The sequence below is a fragment of the Sulfitobacter sp. HNIBRBA3233 genome (assembly GCF_040149665.1).
GTDB lineage: Bacteria > Pseudomonadota > Alphaproteobacteria > Rhodobacterales > Rhodobacteraceae > Sulfitobacter > Sulfitobacter marinivivus.
This window is the reverse complement of the sequence record NZ_JBEFLP010000003.1, coordinates 104,502-120,479: the sequence shown is the minus strand read 5'-3', so window position 1 is coordinate 120,479 and position 15,978 is coordinate 104,502. Positions and strand designations below refer to the sequence as shown.

The 15,978-nt window shown below is 58.3% G+C and carries 13 protein-coding genes and 2 pseudogenes; 5 read left to right on the top strand and 10 right to left on the bottom strand.

The window, feature by feature from the left end:
- Positions 1-31: 31 nt before the first annotated feature.
- The 3 genes from ABMC89_RS16505 to ABMC89_RS16495 all read left to right on the top strand — a co-directional run bounded on the left by ABMC89_RS16505 (position 32) and on the right by ABMC89_RS16495 (position 3,215).
- Complete coding sequence (locus ABMC89_RS16505; protein ID WP_349569885.1) at positions 32-943, top strand: LysR family transcriptional regulator; 912 nt, start codon at positions 32-34, stop codon at positions 941-943.
- A gap of 86 nt (positions 944-1,029) precedes the next feature.
- A complete protein-coding gene (locus tag ABMC89_RS16500) occupies positions 1,030-1,770 on the top strand; it encodes an alpha/beta hydrolase (RefSeq protein WP_027260353.1) in 741 nt (246 codons plus the stop codon).
- 86 nt (positions 1,771-1,856) lie between these two features.
- Positions 1,857-3,215: an ISKra4 family transposase gene (locus ABMC89_RS16495; RefSeq protein WP_349569883.1), complete on the top strand. Its 1,359-nt coding sequence runs from the start codon at positions 1,857-1,859 to the stop codon at positions 3,213-3,215.
- 82 nt (positions 3,216-3,297) lie between these two features.
- Here ABMC89_RS16495 and ABMC89_RS19095 read toward each other — a convergent pair.
- Positions 3,298-4,071: pseudogene (locus ABMC89_RS19095) on the bottom strand (TnsB C-terminal domain-containing protein); the annotation flags it as partial.
- Positions 4,072-4,213: 142 nt separating this feature from the next.
- Between ABMC89_RS19095 and ABMC89_RS16485 the strand changes: the two are divergent.
- Positions 4,214-4,642 (top strand): annotated as a pseudogene (locus tag ABMC89_RS16485) (hypothetical protein); the annotation flags it as partial.
- A gap of 243 nt (positions 4,643-4,885) precedes the next feature.
- Here the strand turns inward: ABMC89_RS16485 and ABMC89_RS16480 are convergent.
- The 9 genes from ABMC89_RS16480 to ABMC89_RS16440 all read right to left on the bottom strand — a co-directional run bounded on the left by ABMC89_RS16480 (position 4,886) and on the right by ABMC89_RS16440 (position 13,319).
- On the bottom strand, positions 4,886-6,193 hold the full coding sequence (locus ABMC89_RS16480; RefSeq protein WP_349569881.1) for a sialidase family protein: 1,308 nt from the start codon (positions 6,191-6,193) through the stop codon (positions 4,886-4,888).
- A 28-nt stretch (positions 6,194-6,221) separates the two neighbouring features.
- Positions 6,222-6,680, bottom strand: a complete 459-nt coding sequence (locus ABMC89_RS16475) for a c-type cytochrome (protein ID WP_349569879.1) — start codon at positions 6,678-6,680, stop codon at positions 6,222-6,224.
- Positions 6,677-7,981, bottom strand: a complete 1,305-nt coding sequence (locus ABMC89_RS16470; RefSeq protein WP_349569877.1) for an ABC transporter transmembrane domain-containing protein — start codon at positions 7,979-7,981, stop codon at positions 6,677-6,679. The genes ABMC89_RS16475 and ABMC89_RS16470 overlap by 4 nt, the downstream gene beginning before the upstream one ends.
- A gap of 8 nt (positions 7,982-7,989) precedes the next feature.
- Positions 7,990-8,520, bottom strand: coding sequence for a cupredoxin domain-containing protein (locus ABMC89_RS16465; RefSeq protein WP_349569875.1), 531 nt, complete (start codon positions 8,518-8,520; stop codon positions 7,990-7,992).
- Between the two features lie 86 nt (positions 8,521-8,606).
- Positions 8,607-9,323: a copper-binding protein gene (locus ABMC89_RS16460; RefSeq protein ID WP_037941725.1), complete on the bottom strand. Its 717-nt coding sequence runs from the start codon at positions 9,321-9,323 to the stop codon at positions 8,607-8,609.
- A 46-nt stretch (positions 9,324-9,369) separates the two neighbouring features.
- Entirely contained in the window at positions 9,370-10,728 is a 1,359-nt protein-coding gene (locus ABMC89_RS16455; RefSeq protein ID WP_110476940.1) for a multicopper oxidase family protein, read from the bottom strand.
- A gap of 11 nt (positions 10,729-10,739) precedes the next feature.
- Positions 10,740-12,203 carry a TolC family protein gene (locus ABMC89_RS16450; protein WP_349569873.1) on the bottom strand — a complete coding sequence of 488 codons (1,464 nt, stop codon included), beginning with the start codon at positions 12,201-12,203 and terminating at the stop codon, positions 10,740-10,742.
- A gap of 294 nt (positions 12,204-12,497) precedes the next feature.
- Complete coding sequence (locus ABMC89_RS16445; protein ID WP_349569871.1) at positions 12,498-12,920, bottom strand: hypothetical protein; 423 nt, start codon at positions 12,918-12,920, stop codon at positions 12,498-12,500.
- 198 nt (positions 12,921-13,118) lie between these two features.
- On the bottom strand, positions 13,119-13,319 hold the full coding sequence (locus ABMC89_RS16440) for a heavy-metal-associated domain-containing protein (protein ID WP_009815466.1): 201 nt from the start codon (positions 13,317-13,319) through the stop codon (positions 13,119-13,121).
- 140 nt (positions 13,320-13,459) lie between these two features.
- On the opposite strand from ABMC89_RS16440, the gene ABMC89_RS16435 reads away from it, so the two are divergent.
- Positions 13,460-15,967, top strand: a complete 2,508-nt coding sequence (locus tag ABMC89_RS16435) for a heavy metal translocating P-type ATPase (RefSeq protein WP_349569869.1) — start codon at positions 13,460-13,462, stop codon at positions 15,965-15,967.
- The last annotated feature ends 11 nt before the right edge of the window (positions 15,968-15,978 follow it).

Genomic DNA, 15,978 nt, shown 5'->3' with positions numbered 1-15,978 from the left:
CGTTATCAGTCTCAGCCAGAGAGGGCATTTCATGCAGAACAAACCATCAAGCCTTGGGATCCGGCATTTGCGCTATGCGCTCGCTGTTGCGGATGCGGGGGGCTTTCGTGCCGCAGCTGAAATGCTCAACATCGCCCAGCCAGCTATTTCGAAAACCGTGCGCGATACCGAAGAAGACATGGGGTTTGAGATCTTTGTTCGAGGCACCAAAACCGTTGAGATCAGTGAAAACGGGAAGCGGTTTCTAGACGATGCGCGTCAGACCGTGGCCCAGTTTGAACGCACCATTCGCGCGTCGCGGCGAAATGGGGTGGGCGATAGGGGCCATATCATTATCGGCTATTCGGCCTTGGCCACGTCCACTCAGTTGTCAGATGGGCTCGAAGCGTTTCAGGCACTTTATCCAGGCGTTCAAGTGGAAATGCACGTCATGTCGACCGACACCATGATGCGCAACATCAAAACTGGTGCGATTGATTTGGGTTTTTTGATGGCGCATGACACGGTGCGTGATCCGGGCATTTCGCAGCGTGTTGTCTGGACCTCGCCCATCGGCTTGGTCGCGCCGCATGACGCTGCTGACATGACGTTGGACGCGCTGCGCGCTGCACCGTTTATCATGGGTGTCCGCGAGAATTGGCGGGCGTATCGCGCGCTGTTGGATGACGCATTTGAACAATCGGGCTTCACGCCGATCGTCGAGGACGAGGCATGGGATATTCACGTGATCCTGCAACGCGTCGCGGACGGGCGTGGATATACCTTCCATCCGATCACAGCAGAGTCGGCGATGCCTCGTGCACTGCGGATTATGCCGCTTGAGGAGCTTGATGCCGAGCTTTCGATTGCGATCGCCTGGAGCGCTGCGGCAGATACGTCCCTATTGCGTATGTTTCGCGCGCAATATGCATCGCAGGCAAGTGTGACTGATCGCCAACCGTGATCGGCTGATCGTATATCTCTATTTGTTTTTCGGCCTGCAAAACTTGATTTCGAACGAAACGGACGAATGACAGGATTGAAAGCCATATGGAAAACGACAGCACCGCGCCTTTTCTTCTTGAAGGATCCCGTTGCGGTGTCTTGTTGCTGCATGGCTTTACCAGCACGCCGCAAAGTGTGCGCTATGTGGGCCACCGATTGCACGCGCTTTCCGGTGCCACGGTGATGGCCCCCTTGCTTGCCGGGCATGGGACGACGCCAGAGGATTTTGCCCAAACTGGTTTTCGCGATTGGTTGAATTCTGCAGAGGACGCGCTGGAGGCGCTAAGCGCACGGTGTACTACCGTTTGCATCGCAGGGTTGTCGTTAGGCGGGACGATTGCGTTGAACCTGTCGATCCGGCGCGGTGATCTAGTTGATCGAGTTGCCACAATCAACGGGTCAACGGGCCTCTATTCACCGCAACAAATGAAAGCGTTTTTTGAAGGCTGCGCGGAGGATTATCATCCTGGCATCGGTTCGGACATTAAGAACCTTGACAACAAAGAGATCTGCTATGATCGCATACCAAATTCCGTTGCCCAAGAACGGTATGTTTTGGTGACTGCAACAGGGCAAATGTTGCCACTGCTCGACAAACCTTTGTTGATCCTACAATCGCGTACGGATCATGTCGTCAGTTCTAAGAACGGCAAACGGATCGAAGGCGCAGTTGCCTCTCGTTCCATCACCTTTTGCTGGCTCGAAAATTCTTATCACGTGGCTACTCTGGATAATGATCGAGACTTGATTGTACAGGAACTTACAAATTTTCTGACCGCAGAATAGCTCTTGTCGCGTTGCCCTTAAATCGGGAGTGGGCAAAACTTGGGGGTGTCTGTGTATGTTGGTGGTTCATTGAGAAGGGAACTACCATGGAAGTGCGGATTATTGTCGAGACGACCCTTGAGAACGGAACCACAAAGAGGCATCATCTTGGCCGTTTGTCCCGCACGTTTCGACCCACGCAGCCTGAGGGGTTCGGGTTGTTGCTCGAAGATGCAAAGACGATCCTCGGGCAGTTGCAGAAAGCGATCCTGCTCGACCAGATCGAGGAGATTTCTCAAGCAAGCAGGATCTGTCCCGACTGCGACGGGGTCCGGGCCATACATGATTATCGGTCTCGGGTGCTCGACACGCTCTTCGGCAGGTTCGAGGTCAAGGTGCCGCGCATTCGCCGCTGTGCCTGCAATGCAAAATCCGATGTTGTGTTGGGCGGACCGCTTTCGCCTCTCGCGCACTTTTTTCCGGATCGATCGACCCCGGAACTGCGACGCCTTCAAGCCGAACTTGGGGCGCGTCATTCCTTCCGGGAAGCGGCGCGTATCCTGGAAACCTTTCTGCCTTGCGCGAAGCAGGTGAACACATCGGTGCGCAATCGACTGGGTAAAGTTGCCCGGGAGATCTGCGACAGCGAGCAGACTGAGCCGCTGGTTCCTTCAGCCGCCGAAGAGGCGCCTGCGCTGACGGTTTTCCTGGACGGTGCGCATATCCGATGCAGACCGGAATACCAGAAACGACACCTCGATGTTGTGGTGGGCAAGATCGAAAGCCACGACAAGTGCCGCCGCTTTGGCCTTGTTCAACAGGCGGTGCTGTCACCTGCCAGCCAGCTTCGCCAGGACTTGAGGGCTCTCGGTTGGGATCGCGGAAAAACCGTCACGGTGATCTCGGACGGGGAACCCGCCCTGCCAAACCTCGTGCGCGGCGCAGTCGGTGGAAAGGTCCGCCACATCCTCGACTGGTGGCACATTTCGATGCGTATTCAGCACATCGAGAACGCGGTGAAGGGCCTGCTGCAGGTCAGGGGCTTTTCCGGCATTCCAGTGCTGTTCAAACGTCCGGCCGAAGCGCTGCGATGGTACCTGTGGCATGGAAAAGTCCTGACTGCCACGACCAGTCTGCAATGGTTGATGGTCGATTGCGCCCGGCTGGGTACAGATGACCGCGTGGCAACTGAAGCCGTCCGGCGGGTGCAAGCCCGGTGCCGGGATCTCTATTCCTACCTTGCGAACAACATGGACAATCTGACCGACTATGGTCGGCGGCAACGTGCGGGGCTTCCGATCTCTTCATCCCGGGCCGAGGGCTGCGTAGACGACATCGGCAACACCCGCATGGGAAAACGTCGCCGAATGAGATGGTCGCCCAAGGGAGCCCACCGCGTGGCCGTTGTGCGTGCCGCCGTTCTCGACGGCCGTCTAACTGGTGCGTACCAAAGAGCAGCCGCATAACCCCCAAGTTTTGCCCACTCCCCTCCGCACATGCCGACCGAAAGGCCCGCGACCGGAAATCGCGGCCATTGTCGACGTGGATGCTGTGCGGTTTGCCCTGTGCGGGCCAAGGAATATTGCACTCCAATTCTGCCAGAATTTCCGCCTTGGGGGCAACCGCTTGTGTCAGGCAAAGCGCCACTGACAGACGCGAAGGGGCCTCCAGAGAGGTGTAGTATCCAGTTACCATCCGCGTTGCGATGTCGATCGCCAGCGTGACCCACGGCCGGCCAATTGGTTGGCGCTCAAAACTGTCGACAAGAATGATGTCGGCAGGTGTATGGTCGATTTGCACGACCTCCAGTGTTTGACTGGCCTTGTTCTCGCCTGTGACGGCCGCAAATTTCTGGCGGGCAGCCTTTGCCCCCTCTCGTGCCTTTGCAACTTCGCGGGCATCCATTGCATCCAGACGACGCTGAACCGTCCGCCGTGTCGGCGGTTGCAAGCCCTGCTGCCAGCACGCGCTGCGGATCGCAGTCACGACGCGCGAGAGGCTCGAACGCTCCCGGCGCAAGAAATACCGGCGAAGATGCTCTTCGAGCACCGCTTCAACCTTGCCGGATATCAAGGTCGTACCGGTCGGACGGCCCCGTTTTCGCGGAGCCAGCGCGCTGGTGCGCCCACCCTCTTCAGCCAGCCGCTTTATCCAACGCCAGACCGTCGCCCTGCTGACACCAAGCTCCCAAACGGCGTCATTGATGCCACTTTCCAGACTGCCGGTCCCATTGAGATATGCCTGAACAAGCGGACGCAGCACGGCGGCCCTGCGCGACTCTTCAGCACCAACTGCAACGGAGTCTTCGCCATCATCATCCATCGAAAATTGCCGCGCATGTCTGTGAACCCTGTCTCGGCTTTAAGGACAAAAATATCGGAATTAAAGGCAAAATTTCAAATTTAAGGGCAAAGCTCAGCCGTTGATTTCGTTGGATTTCTCATCTCACAATTATGGGCTACGCGACACCAGTTGGGCAGAGCTCATCAAAGCAGCGAAGGCCACGTTGCCCTGCTGGAACGTCGACACCCAGGTCATTTGGGACCGCTTCCTCGCCTTCAATCGGTCCCGAGGCAACGGCAGGGTGCCGGCCGGCTTCCTGCTTGGCTTCATGCGCCGATGGCGGAATTCGCCGGGGACTCGGCCTCGTCCCGAGGTGAAACCATCGCAGAAGCGGGTAGCAGACCCCAAAGAGCGCGAATTGCTGAGACAGATGCAAGCCGCCCCGACTGCGAACCGCCAGTTCCACGCGTCCGACCTGTGTCGTTTGATCGGTCACGCTGCCTACGAAGCGCGCGTACTGGATGTAATCCGCAGGTTTGGATGCCAGAGGTTTTCAGCAACTTTGGCGGTGCATGGAAGAGCGGTGTTGGCAGGTGAAATTTCCAGGTAGGTTCACTTGTCACGATTTAGAGCGGGGAAAGCCCCGCTACAGATGCCAAGATCCGATAGTGAAGTTTATGTAAACTAGTATGTTCACTCCGCCTAAGAAGGTTGACGCTCTAGGTGATATGGGAGTCTCCGACCCTCTACACGAAACGAAAACCGACGGCGCACCCAGTCGAACTTTCGGTTGCAAAGTAGGTTGTGAGCAAAGGAACCAAAGAAACTGTCAAACCGAAAGGAAGCTCAAAACCTATGGCCTCACAGCGACTTCAACGACGCGGATTGTGGTATTGCCGTCCGCGCCGCTGGTCGGTTGCGTCCAGGCCACAAACGCCCCGGTTCCGCCAAGCGCCATCCTCGGAAAACCGACCGATCCGCCGCCTCGATTGATGTGTAGCGCCTGAGGCGCGGCACATCCAGCATCTGGCGATACGTGGCACATGACGATCGCTTCACCGCCTCCCACAAATTCGATCCAGAGCGCCAATGCGCTTCCATCCGGCATTTGCAGGACATCCACCCGACCTGCGGCCGCGCCGAGATCAATGCGGAGCGGTTCGTCGAACTGCGCACCGCTATCGTCCGAAAAGGCGATACGAACCTTCGGCTCGTTCTCGGCTGCTGTGAACCAGATGACGGAAACCTTATCGTCCATCGCATCAATAGCCGGGCCATTAACGGGGCATCCGGCGATCTCCCATCCGTCGTTATGGATCGTGGCGGGCTCCGTCCACTCCCCATCGGCCTGCCGGACAGCCGATATATCGCGGATTTCATCGGCGGTTCTGTCACGATAGACCGCCACTATGTCGCCTGATGCAGTCCGCGCCGCAGAAGTCTGGCAACAGGTACAGGTGCGCACATCCAACAGGCTTTCTGGCTGCATCGTTCCGTCAGAGTTGATCTGCCGCGCGCGCAACTGCATCGCATTTTCGAAGCTGTCGCCTTCTGTCTGACTGTCATACCCCCGGCCATCCAGCCACAGCGCCGTCAATCCGCCAAACTGGTCGGGAATCAATGAAACAAAACCATGCTCGCGTTGCGATCTGTCATCGTGAGGGACAATCGGGTCCGTCCAGGTTCTGCCTTCATCTAGGGAAAAGGCGATATTCACGTCGTATTGGTAATCGCCCGGTCCATTCAACTCTAGCCATTGCGCCGCCAGACTACCCTCAGCAAGAGCCACTACCGAAGGGAAGTCGGCCCAGTTGATGTAAGTCTCTGACGATTTATGGATTGTCCGAGCATCCGACCACTCTTTGCCATCAAGGATGGCCATGCGAACTTCCGCTTCGGTTCCGCTTTCTTCGGTCCAGCTCAGTAAAACCCTGCCATCCGACAAGGGTGCGAGTGATGGTTCGCGCGCATTGATGCCAACCGGTGATCCGCGGTCGGTCAATCTGAATAATCCGGTTTCCTCCGCGTATGATGCGGTGGACGAAGCGAGCAATGCACCAAGGATCAGAGTCGATGCAGCAGAACATTTACTCATGAGCAGAATTTTCCCACCGTTATTGCTTTTCTGTGGCAAACCAAATGCTGATTGACCGTGCGCCAACTCCCATTCTTTTGACCGACGAAAATGCTTAGTCAATTCCGTTGGCCCGCTGCAAACCTCGAATGTACGCCACGATAGCAAGGATGTCTGAGCGCGTCACGCCTTCAACCGCTGGCATGTTGCCAAATTCCCAGTGGTGCGCCCGAACTCCATTCTGCGCTGCGAGGACAAACGCCATGTCGCCGTGGTGGCTGGGTTCGTAGATCTTGTGAACAAGCGGAGGAGCGACGCCATCTTGACCCTGCGCGTTTCGACCGTGGCAAGCGGAACAGACCGCATCATAAGCGCTTGCGCCGATTTGCTCCTGCTCTGTGAAACTGTTTGGTAGCTTGACAGTAGCGAGAGCACCCGCGGAAAGCGCGATGCCCTCCTCCCTCTGGACGCCCGTCCGAGTGTGGCTCGGTTGCACAATGAACCATACTGCTGCAGCGACGGCGACCAGAGCGAAAAATATCGCTGCCCATTTCATACTATCAAACTCTTTCATGATGTTGCGATGTCCCCCTGCCTTTTTAGAGACGAAGCCGGGCATCTCACTGGGGCTTGCTCGAATTGACTGACCTCCTGCGGCATGGTGTTGTCTGCTTGAACAATTGCGGATTGCTGGATCGATTTGTTGAAAAAGGTCGTGATTTCGTGGTACCGGATCCGCGTGTCTTCCAGCGTCTGATAGTAATTGAAGAGTTCTTTCAGCGGTGCCGAGAAGTCTTTGTGTGCGGCTAGGACGGCCACCAGGGCACCGAGTGTAATACGCCCTTCGATGACGAAATATCCTCCCAATGAGTAGAACAGGAATGGGGTCAGCGCGGTTAGAAAATTGTTGAGGGCCTTGATGAAGAACTTCAGGCGGAAAATCTTCCTGCGGACGTGCTCAAGCTCTCTAAAACTCGCTCCGGCCGGTAGCAGTCCGGTCGGATTGACCTGCCGTTCATGCAACTGTTCGCTAAGCTGTCTGCCGAGCTGTCGGACTTCCTTGATTCTTGTACGTGAAAGGGCGTTGACACGCCGCTGTAGCTTGGGCAGCAGCACGAGCTGGATTGGCAGCACCGTCAGTGCGGCGGCACCCAACACAGGGTCCTGAACGAACATGAAAAACAGGATCGTCAACAATGTACCACCTTGTAGGATTGGCAGCGTGAGGACATCTGCCGCGAAGCCACCTATGGGCTCAACTTCCTGTGCGAGAATAGGGACGATTTCGCTCTGGTTTCGGGAGTCGAGATCGCTGCGCCATTGCCGATAGACCAGCAGCCGGAAGCGCCGCAGAAAACGCTCAGCTACATATCCCTTGAACACGTTAAGGCCATATTTGTTTAGCCCATTCAGGATGATCGCCAAAAGGTAGAGACCACAGAGAAGCATTAGGAAAACGACCTGATCGACGTCTCGCCCCAAAACACCAACGGGGAAACGATCAGAATCCAAAGCGTTGTTTACGATCTGCTTTGGCAGTTCGAGGGTCAAATATAGAATAGGCATCGCGATGAGGCTGACTACAATCATCAATTCCTGCTGCCTTCTGGAATAGCGCAGGACCGTGCTGAAAAGACTGCCTTCAAGCCCCCGTATGGGTTCGGGGTGGAACGTAGGGGTGTGACGGCGCTTCCAAAGCTTGAGAATGCCGCGAATAGCAAGATATGAGCCGACAGTGATCAGCAGCGCGGGTGCCAAGACCAGTATCAGATGAATGAACGGGTGAACCCAGTCTGGCGTCGCATCGCTGTAGTCGTACCCGAACGCGGCAGATACGTTGTGTACAAGCACGTGATACCTGTCCAGGAGTGACATCAAAAACTCTAACCCTTGGATTTCGGCGCAAGGTGATCGTGCACGATGATGACGCCCCACATGCCCGCTTCCCGGTGGCCGGGTATCAAGCACACGAACTCCAGGTTTGTCATATCGGAGAACTCCCAGATCAGCTCGGCATTTTGTCCACTTGGGATCAAAACCGAGTTGGCGCGATCATGTTGCATATCGGGGTGTTCGCGCATCCACTGCTGATGTTTCGCAATTTCGTCAAAGGAGCCGAGAAAGAACTCGTGATCCAGAGCGCCCGTATTGCCGATCAAAAACCGAACGACCGATCCCTTTTCAATCTGGATCGCGTCCGGCTCGAAAAGCATGTATCCGCTTTCTGTCTCCCTGATGGATATTTCGATCGTCCGGTCGAATGAGGAACCGACACCGGGCTTCCCGATCGCATCATGGCCAGGCAATTCAAAGGCCCGCGCATGAGGTTGCTGGCCTTTGCCACTGGAAGCGTTCACTGAGAAAGCCGGAAAGACGAGCATAAGGGCGGTGGTGCAGACTATCAGGAATTTCATAATGCTCGGCTACCTCCGTAGCGCTTGATTTTATTGCCTCAAAGCGTTGGGGCCGGGCGTGTTCGCCTCGGCCCCAATGTCTATCTTCACTTCATCTGCGTGACAGTAAGCTTGCCCTTGACCCGGTCGGCGACGAACTCGATGTCCTGACCTTCCGCCATCTTGGCCATCATCGCTTCGTCCGCGCGGAATACCATCGTCATCGCGGGCATATCGAGGTTGACCAGAGGGCCATGGATGATTGTGACCTTGCCGGCCTTGGCGTCGATCTTCTTGATGGTCCCGCTCGTATATTCCACGTCAGCCTGAGCCATCTGGTCCCCCACTGAGACCGCACGGTGCATTCCGGATTCGTAGTGACCCGGAATCAGGCACGCCGCTTCGAACGTACCAGCATTCGCGAACGTCCAGACGACCTCACCCGAAGCGCCCGCATCGAGACGGATTCGGTTCGGGTCGTCGTGTTCCATATCCATCTTGGCCATTTCGATCTTGTGCTCGGCGTTGCGCTCGACTGTATCAAGGACGAATTCATGCTCCAGCTCACCCTTGTTTGTGATGTTGAAGCGGATGGTTTCACCCTCCTTGATGGTCATCTCTTCGCTCTCGATCAGCATTTCGCCTTCGTCGTTTTCGAGCAGAGTGACATCAATTGTGCGGTCCACATTGGCGGCTTCACCCGGCATACCGATCATCATTGCGGCCGGCTTGGTCTCACCGTGCCCGCCATCATGTGTGCCTGCGGCAAATGCTGGTGCCGAAAGCACCAACGCGAAGCTTGTCGTCAAAAGAAGATTTCTCATTTCATTGTCCTGTAAGTTGGTTTGGTTGGAGTTGACGAAGGGCCGTTCAGCCCTTCGAGTTTGGTTTTGGTGTGAGAATGGTCTTGGGACTGTTGTTCGAGGCAAACTCGGGCAATTCGCCGGTCCATTCGTAGGCCATCTCGCCCGGAGGATTTTCGTACCAGCCGGGATCGGAGTAATCGTCCGCGTCGATGCCGTCCCGCACCTTTACGACCGAAAACATGCCGCCCATCTCGATGGGGCCGTAGGGCCCCCAACCCGTCATCATCGGGATCGTGTTGTCAGGCAGCGGCATTTCCATTTTCGCCATGTCCCCCATGCCGGACATGCCCATGGGCATGTATTCCGGCTGGAACTGACGGATCTTCTGGGTCAGCGGCTTCTTGTTGACCCCGATGAACGTCGGCACATCGTGACCCATGGCATTCATGGTGTGGTGCGACTTGTGGCAGTGAATCGCCCAGTCACCCAGATGGTCTGCGACGAACTCATAGGCGCGCATCGCGCCCACGGGGATGTCGATGCTGACCTCCGGCCATTGCGCTTCTGGCGGCACCCAGCCACCATCCGTGCAGGTGACCTTGAAGTCATAGCCATGCATGTGGATCGGGTGGTTTGTCATCGTGAGGTTGCCGACGCGTACTCGCACCTTGTCGCCCTTGTTCACGACCAGCGGATCGATGTCGGGGAAGATCCGACTGTTCCACGTCCACAGGTTGAAGTCCGTCATCGTCATGATGCGCGGCACGTATGTGCCGGGATCGATGTCAAAGGCATTCAGCATGATCAGAAAATCGCGATCCACCGGCATGAAGGTGGGATCCTTGGGATGGACCACGAACATGCCCATCATCCCCATCGCCATCTGGGTCATTTCGTCGCCATGGGGGTGGTACATGAACGTGCCGGACTTCACCAAGTCGAATTCGTAGACAAACGTTTTTCCTGGCGGGATGCTGGGATGACTCAACCCGGAGACCCCATCCATGCCCGAGGGCAGGATGAGCCCGTGCCAGTGCACCGTGGTGCCTTCCGGCAGCTTGTTGGTGACGTAGATGCGGACCCGGTCACCTTCGACTGCTTCGATCGTTGGACCGGTGGACTGGCCGTTGTAACCCCACAAATGCGCGATCATGCCGTCTGCAAGTTCGCGCTCTACCGGTTCGGCCACGAGGTGAAATTCCTTGACCCCATTGTTCATCCGGTGCGGCAGGGTCCACCCGTTCAGCGTGACCACAGGTGTGTAGTCCGGCCCTGACGATGGACGCGCCGTAATCGCCGTTGCCGCACTGTCCATCTGCGCGGCTTCGGGCAGGCCCATGTTCAGGGTTTGACCCCAGGCTTTTGAAGAGACCAGCGTTGCACCTGCGGCGCCGGCTCCGAGTAATTGACGTCTGTTCAACATGTCAGTTCCTTTCAGTGTCCTGCGCCGCCACCGGCGGCAAGCGTTGCGCCTTCTCCACCAGCACCACCACCGCCTTCGCCGCCGCCATAGATCGCAGCGGTCAGATCGGCCTGTGCCATGTAGAACTCGCGTTTTGCGTTTGCCGCTTCCAGGGATGCGCCAAGTTTCTCGCGCACATCAGTCAGCAGCTCGAAAGTGTTGGTGATCATGCCGTTGTAAGACAGCAAACCCTCTTCTTCGACGGTCGTGCGTAGCGGCACCAGAACGTCGCGGTAGTGGCGCGCGATTTTATAGGCGGCATGATAGGAAGTCTCAGCACCGCGCGCTTCGGACCGGACGTTCACGGCCTTCTCAGCGAGCACGTTGGCCGCTTGAAGATAAGACAATTCCGCCTTGCGCATCCGGGCCTTGCCGGTGTCGTAGATCGGGATCGCGAACTCCACTTCCACCTGAGGGGTGGTCACGGTTTCCGTTTCTCCGTCCTCAATCTCCCGCTCCGCCTCGAACCCAGCAATGAACTCAAGATCGCTGACAATGCGGGTCTGATCGGTCAGCCCAAACGCCTTGGCCTGCGCTTCCAGGCCAAGTTTGGCAACACGCAGATCCACCCGGTTTCGGAGCGCCTTGGCCTCGATGTCGGTCACACGGCCGACAGAACGCGGCAGTGCAGGAAGGGCATCTGGCACATAGTAATCGACTTCGGTGCCCCAGAGACCCATCAACCTGGTCAAAGCCTCCTTGGACCGAGTGGCGTTCAATCGTGCCTGTGCAAGTTGCCCCGCCAGTTCGGCATTGAATGCCTGTTCGCGGGCCTGCCCAGCTTTGTTGAGTGCGCCGGTCTCGCCCAACCGCATAGCCAGTTCCGAGCTGGCGTCAGAGGTCGCTTTCGCGCGCCGCAGATAGCTCACTGCCTCGAAGGCGGCGACTGCATCGACCCATGCCTTTCGCGTCTGATTGGCCAGTGCAAGTGTGTCGTTCACGGCATTGAGCTGAGCCTGCCGGAAGCTTGCATCAGCAATGGCCATGCGCTGTTTGCGCGTGGTGGCATCGAGGACGTTCGACCGGATCAGCCCTTCGATCGCCCTGTAGGCACCGAGCTCAGGCGCACCGATTCCCAGGACGCCAATTGAGACGATCGGGTTTTCCGGCGTCGATTGCTGCCAGGCCTCAGCGGCCGAGAGGCCAACATTGGCGTAAGACGCTTGCAGACCCTTATTGTTCAGCAGCGCAACCTGAACCGCCGTATCGGCCGAGATCGTCTTCTGATGCACCATGCTGTGCACCTGTTTCTTGAGAGCTTCGTTTTCGGCCTGCGTTTCCGCAAACACGGTCCGTTTGCCGATCGCTGGCGTGATCTGGCTAGCCACATTGGCAAAACCGGCCTTCGGTTCGGTGTAGCTTCCCGGTACTGCGGTAGCGCAGGCACCCAAGAAAAGTGGAAAGCCAAGAACCAGCGGAATCTTAGATACCCGCATCAGTTGCCCTCCGTCTGCTCTTGATTGACAGACCGCCAATCACGGGGGCCGGTCGGACCACGATAGGTGTAGCCAGCCAATGGATCTTGATAGCTGATCGGAGACGAAACGGTCGCGTTGACGACAGCCTGTTGTGTCGCAATGGAGGGCAAAGGGGTAGGCTCATAGGCGCATGCGCCAAGCCCGAGGGCCGAAGCCCCCATAAGTAGATGAATTTTCATGAAGGTATCCTGATTGATGAACGATGTCTCACGCAGAGTCTGCGCAAGGCTCACACCCGGATTGGGCGCCGTTTCAGATCAGGAATCGAGGGGGCCGCAGAAACCCTGATGTTTCGACGGAATGCGTCTGACCGCTCAGGATCATATATTCTTTCGCAGCAATAGGATCCGGGAATACCAAGTCTGCGTCTGGAATGACGACAGAAATGCATATTCCGTTACAACACTGAGTTGATTGATGCTCTGTTTCACCCATGTCGGAGGATATGTCATCCACGTCAACTGTCGCCGTGTGTTTCATGTGGTCGGCGTGGATATCAGTTCCCTGACCAACTGTCGGTTCGCTGAGAAGGGAGCTGATCGATCCAGAATGCTGACCATCATGCATTCCCGAGGCCGCGTGTGCCGCAGAAGGTGGAGACAGAACCAATGCCAACGCAAAAGCGAAGCAAGTGAGGAATTTCACCCATACCGAAGTGGCGACACGCATTCTCATAAACGGCAACTTGGACGTTTTGACAAATTAGTCAACGCTTACAGTGCGGGAAGGTTTGGCACAATCTAGCGAGGCAGGCGAATTCTCGCTGCGAGCGCTCAAAACTGTTGCGCAATAGATACATAGCAACGTTCACCAGTCAGACAGAAGACGCGAAAATGGTAGTGAGTACTTCAGTAATGACTGGAAGTGCCGGGACTAACTCAGTCTTTGCGATCCGTAGCCCGCATCGTGAATCGCTGCCTTCAGAGCGCTTTCATCCAATGCGCTATCTACCTCGACGGAACGCGCAGTCAGGTCACAGGTGACAGTCGCGTGTGGGTCTATCGTCACAATGGCCTTCTCTATCGACGCGGTGCAATGTCCGCAGTTCATGTCCGGCACGCTGAACCTGATCATCACGATCTCCTTCTTGCTGCTGCTATCTAGGGCGTTCCCCTATGGGAAGGTCAATGCCCGAAAAAATTCCTCGATGCACCTGTTGACCTTCCAGTGAATGGAACCCTTATGTGAGGGAGGATCAGAATCAGGAGATTTCCATGTCCGGTCCGCACAACGTCCGAATTTCCCTTCAAAACATGTCCTGCGCCTCTTGCGTCGGGCGGGTGGAGCGTGGGCTTTCCGGCCTGCCGGGTGTCAGCGACGTTCGCGTCAACCTCGCCAGCGAGACGGCCCAGGCGCAGATCGACGGGCCGGAGCGCATCTCGGACATCGTCGAGAAGCTGGAAGAGATTGGCTATCCGGCCCGTAAGCAGAGCACTCGCCTGAACGTGGCCTCCATGTCTTGTGCGTCCTGCGTTGGGCGGGTGGACAAGGCGCTGGCGGCGGTGCCGGGCGTGCTGGACGTGAACGTCAATCTGGCATCGGAAACTGCGACGGTAACGTATCTCGAAGGCTCGGTTGCGGTTGCGGACCTGCTGAAGGCGGCGGGTGACGCAGGCTATCCCGCGACCTTGCCGCCGGACAGCGCGCCGGAAGACACGAGTGCCCGCAAGGATGAAGAGGCGCGGACGCTGGCTCGCAGGACCGCGCTGGCGGCGGCCCTCGCCCTGCCTGTGTTTCTGCTGGAAATGGGCGCGCACCTGATCCCCGGCATGCATGGTCTGATCGGCGACACGATCGGCCATCGGGCAAGCTGGCTGATCCAGTTCGTCCTGACCACGGTGGTTCTGCTCTGGCCGGGGCGCAGCTTCTACACGCGCGGGTTTCCAGCCCTGCTCAAGCGTGCGCCGGACATGAACAGCCTTGTCGCGGTCGGCACTTCTGCCGCCTATCTCTATTCTCTCGTGGCGCTATTCGCGCCCGCGCTGCTGCCCGAAGGGTCGCGTGCCGTCTATTTCGAGGCGGCGGCAGTCATCGTCGTGCTAATCCTGCTGGGCCGGTGGCTGGAGGCGCGCGCCAAGGGCCGCACCGGCGCAGCGATCCAGAAGCTGCTGGGCCTTCAGGCCAAGACCGCCCGCGTGCTGGTGGACGGAGAGCCTGAGGACGTGGCCATCGAGCGCATCGCCGCGGGCGACATCCTGCTCGTGCGCCCCGGAGAGCGGATTGCCGTGGACGGTGAAGTGACCGAAGGCAGCGCCCGCGTCGATGAGAGCATGATCACCGGCGAGCCGGTGCCTGTGGCCAAGTCGTTGGGCGATCCCGTCACCGGCGGGACCGTCAACGGTTCCGGTGCCTTCCAGTTCCGTGCGACACGCGTGGGAGCGGATACGACGCTGGCGCAAATCATCCGTATGGTCGAAGAGGCGCAGGGTGCCAAGTTGCCGATCCAGGGTCTGGTGGATCGGATCACCCTGTGGTTTGTGCCCGCTGTCATGGCGCTGGCGCTGCTGACGGTGATGATCTGGCTGCTGGTCGGACCGTCGCCCGCCTTGTCCTTTGCGCTGGTCGCCGGAGTATCGGTGTTGATCATCGCCTGCCCCTGCGCGATGGGGCTGGCCACGCCGACGTCGATCATGGTCGGCACCGGCCGTGCCGCCGAAATGGGTGTGCTGTTCCGCAAGGGCGACGCCCTGCAACAGCTTTCGACCGTCGATGTGGTCGCGCTGGACAAGACCGGCACGGTGACCGAAGGACGCCCCGAACTGACCGATCTGGTGCTGGCCGACGGCTTTGAACGGGCCGAGGTGCTGGCTCTGGTCGCGGCGGTCGAGGCGCGGTCGGAACACCCCCTCGCCGAGGCCATCCTGCGGGCGGCGAAGGCCGAGGGCGTTGCCCGGCACGACGCGCAGAAATTCAAGTCCATCACTGGCCACGGTGTCCGGGCAGAAGTCGCGGGCCGGGACGTACTGGTGGGCGCCGACCGTTTGATGGCTCGCGAAAGGCTGGACATCGGCGCGTTGGTCGACGAAGAGCGCCGCCTGGCCGAGCGGGGCCGCACCGCGCTTTACGCCGCCATCGACGGACGCGTTGCCGCCGTCATCGCCGTGGCAGATCCGGTGAAGCCATCCAGCGCGGCCGCCATCCGGGCGCTGCACGATCTTGGCCTGAAAGTCACCATGATCACCGGCGACAAGCGCGAGACGGCAGAAGCCATGGCGCGCGAGACCGGCATCGACCATGTGATCGCGGGTGTGCTGCCGGATGGCAAGGTCGCGGCATTGGACGATCTGCGCGGCACGGGCCAGCAAATCGCCTTTGTCGGCGACGGCATCAACGATGCGCCCGCGCTTGCCCATGCGGACGTGGGCATCGCCATCGGCACCGGCACCGACGTCGCCATCGAATCGGCCGACGTGGTGCTGATGTCGGGCGATTTGCGCGGCGTGGTCAACGCGCTGGAAGTGTCGCGGCGTACGATGCGCAACATCCGCCAGAACCTGTTCTGGGCCTTCGGCTATAACGTAGCCCTCATTCCGGTGGCGGCGGGGCTGCTCTACCCGGTGTCGGGCCTGCTGCTGTCGCCGGTGCTGGCGGCTGGGGCAATGGCGCTCAGCTCGGTCTTCGTACTGACGAACGCGCTGCGCCTGCGCCGTGTCCACCCGGCGATGGACGACGCGGCGAAGGCCGCGACTGCCCCCCGCATGTCCCCCCTCCCGGCAGAATGAAACAAGGAGAA

Coding starts and splice junctions, on each gene's coding strand:
- ABMC89_RS16440 (WP_009815466.1), bottom strand. CDS start 13,319: ATGATCAGGTTCAGCGTGCCGGACATGAACTGCGGACATTGCACCGCG.
- ABMC89_RS16435 (WP_349569869.1), top strand. CDS start 13,460: ATGTCCGGTCCGCACAACGTCCGAATTTCCCTTCAAAACATGTCCTGC.
- ABMC89_RS16475 (WP_349569879.1), bottom strand. CDS start 6,680: ATGAAAGAGTTTGATAGTATGAAATGGGCAGCGATATTTTTCGCTCTG.
- ABMC89_RS16450 (WP_349569873.1), bottom strand. CDS start 12,203: ATGCGGGTATCTAAGATTCCGCTGGTTCTTGGCTTTCCACTTTTCTTG.
- ABMC89_RS16470 (WP_349569877.1), bottom strand. CDS start 7,981: ATGTCACTCCTGGACAGGTATCACGTGCTTGTACACAACGTATCTGCC.
- ABMC89_RS16505 (WP_349569885.1), top strand. CDS start 32: ATGCAGAACAAACCATCAAGCCTTGGGATCCGGCATTTGCGCTATGCG.
- ABMC89_RS16465 (WP_349569875.1), bottom strand. CDS start 8,520: ATGAAATTCCTGATAGTCTGCACCACCGCCCTTATGCTCGTCTTTCCG.
- ABMC89_RS16445 (WP_349569871.1), bottom strand. CDS start 12,920: ATGAGAATGCGTGTCGCCACTTCGGTATGGGTGAAATTCCTCACTTGC.
- ABMC89_RS16495 (WP_349569883.1), top strand. CDS start 1,857: ATGGAAGTGCGGATTATTGTCGAGACGACCCTTGAGAACGGAACCACA.
- ABMC89_RS16500 (WP_027260353.1), top strand. CDS start 1,030: ATGGAAAACGACAGCACCGCGCCTTTTCTTCTTGAAGGATCCCGTTGC.
- ABMC89_RS16455 (WP_110476940.1), bottom strand. CDS start 10,728: ATGTTGAACAGACGTCAATTACTCGGAGCCGGCGCCGCAGGTGCAACG.
- ABMC89_RS16460 (WP_037941725.1), bottom strand. CDS start 9,323: ATGAGAAATCTTCTTTTGACGACAAGCTTCGCGTTGGTGCTTTCGGCA.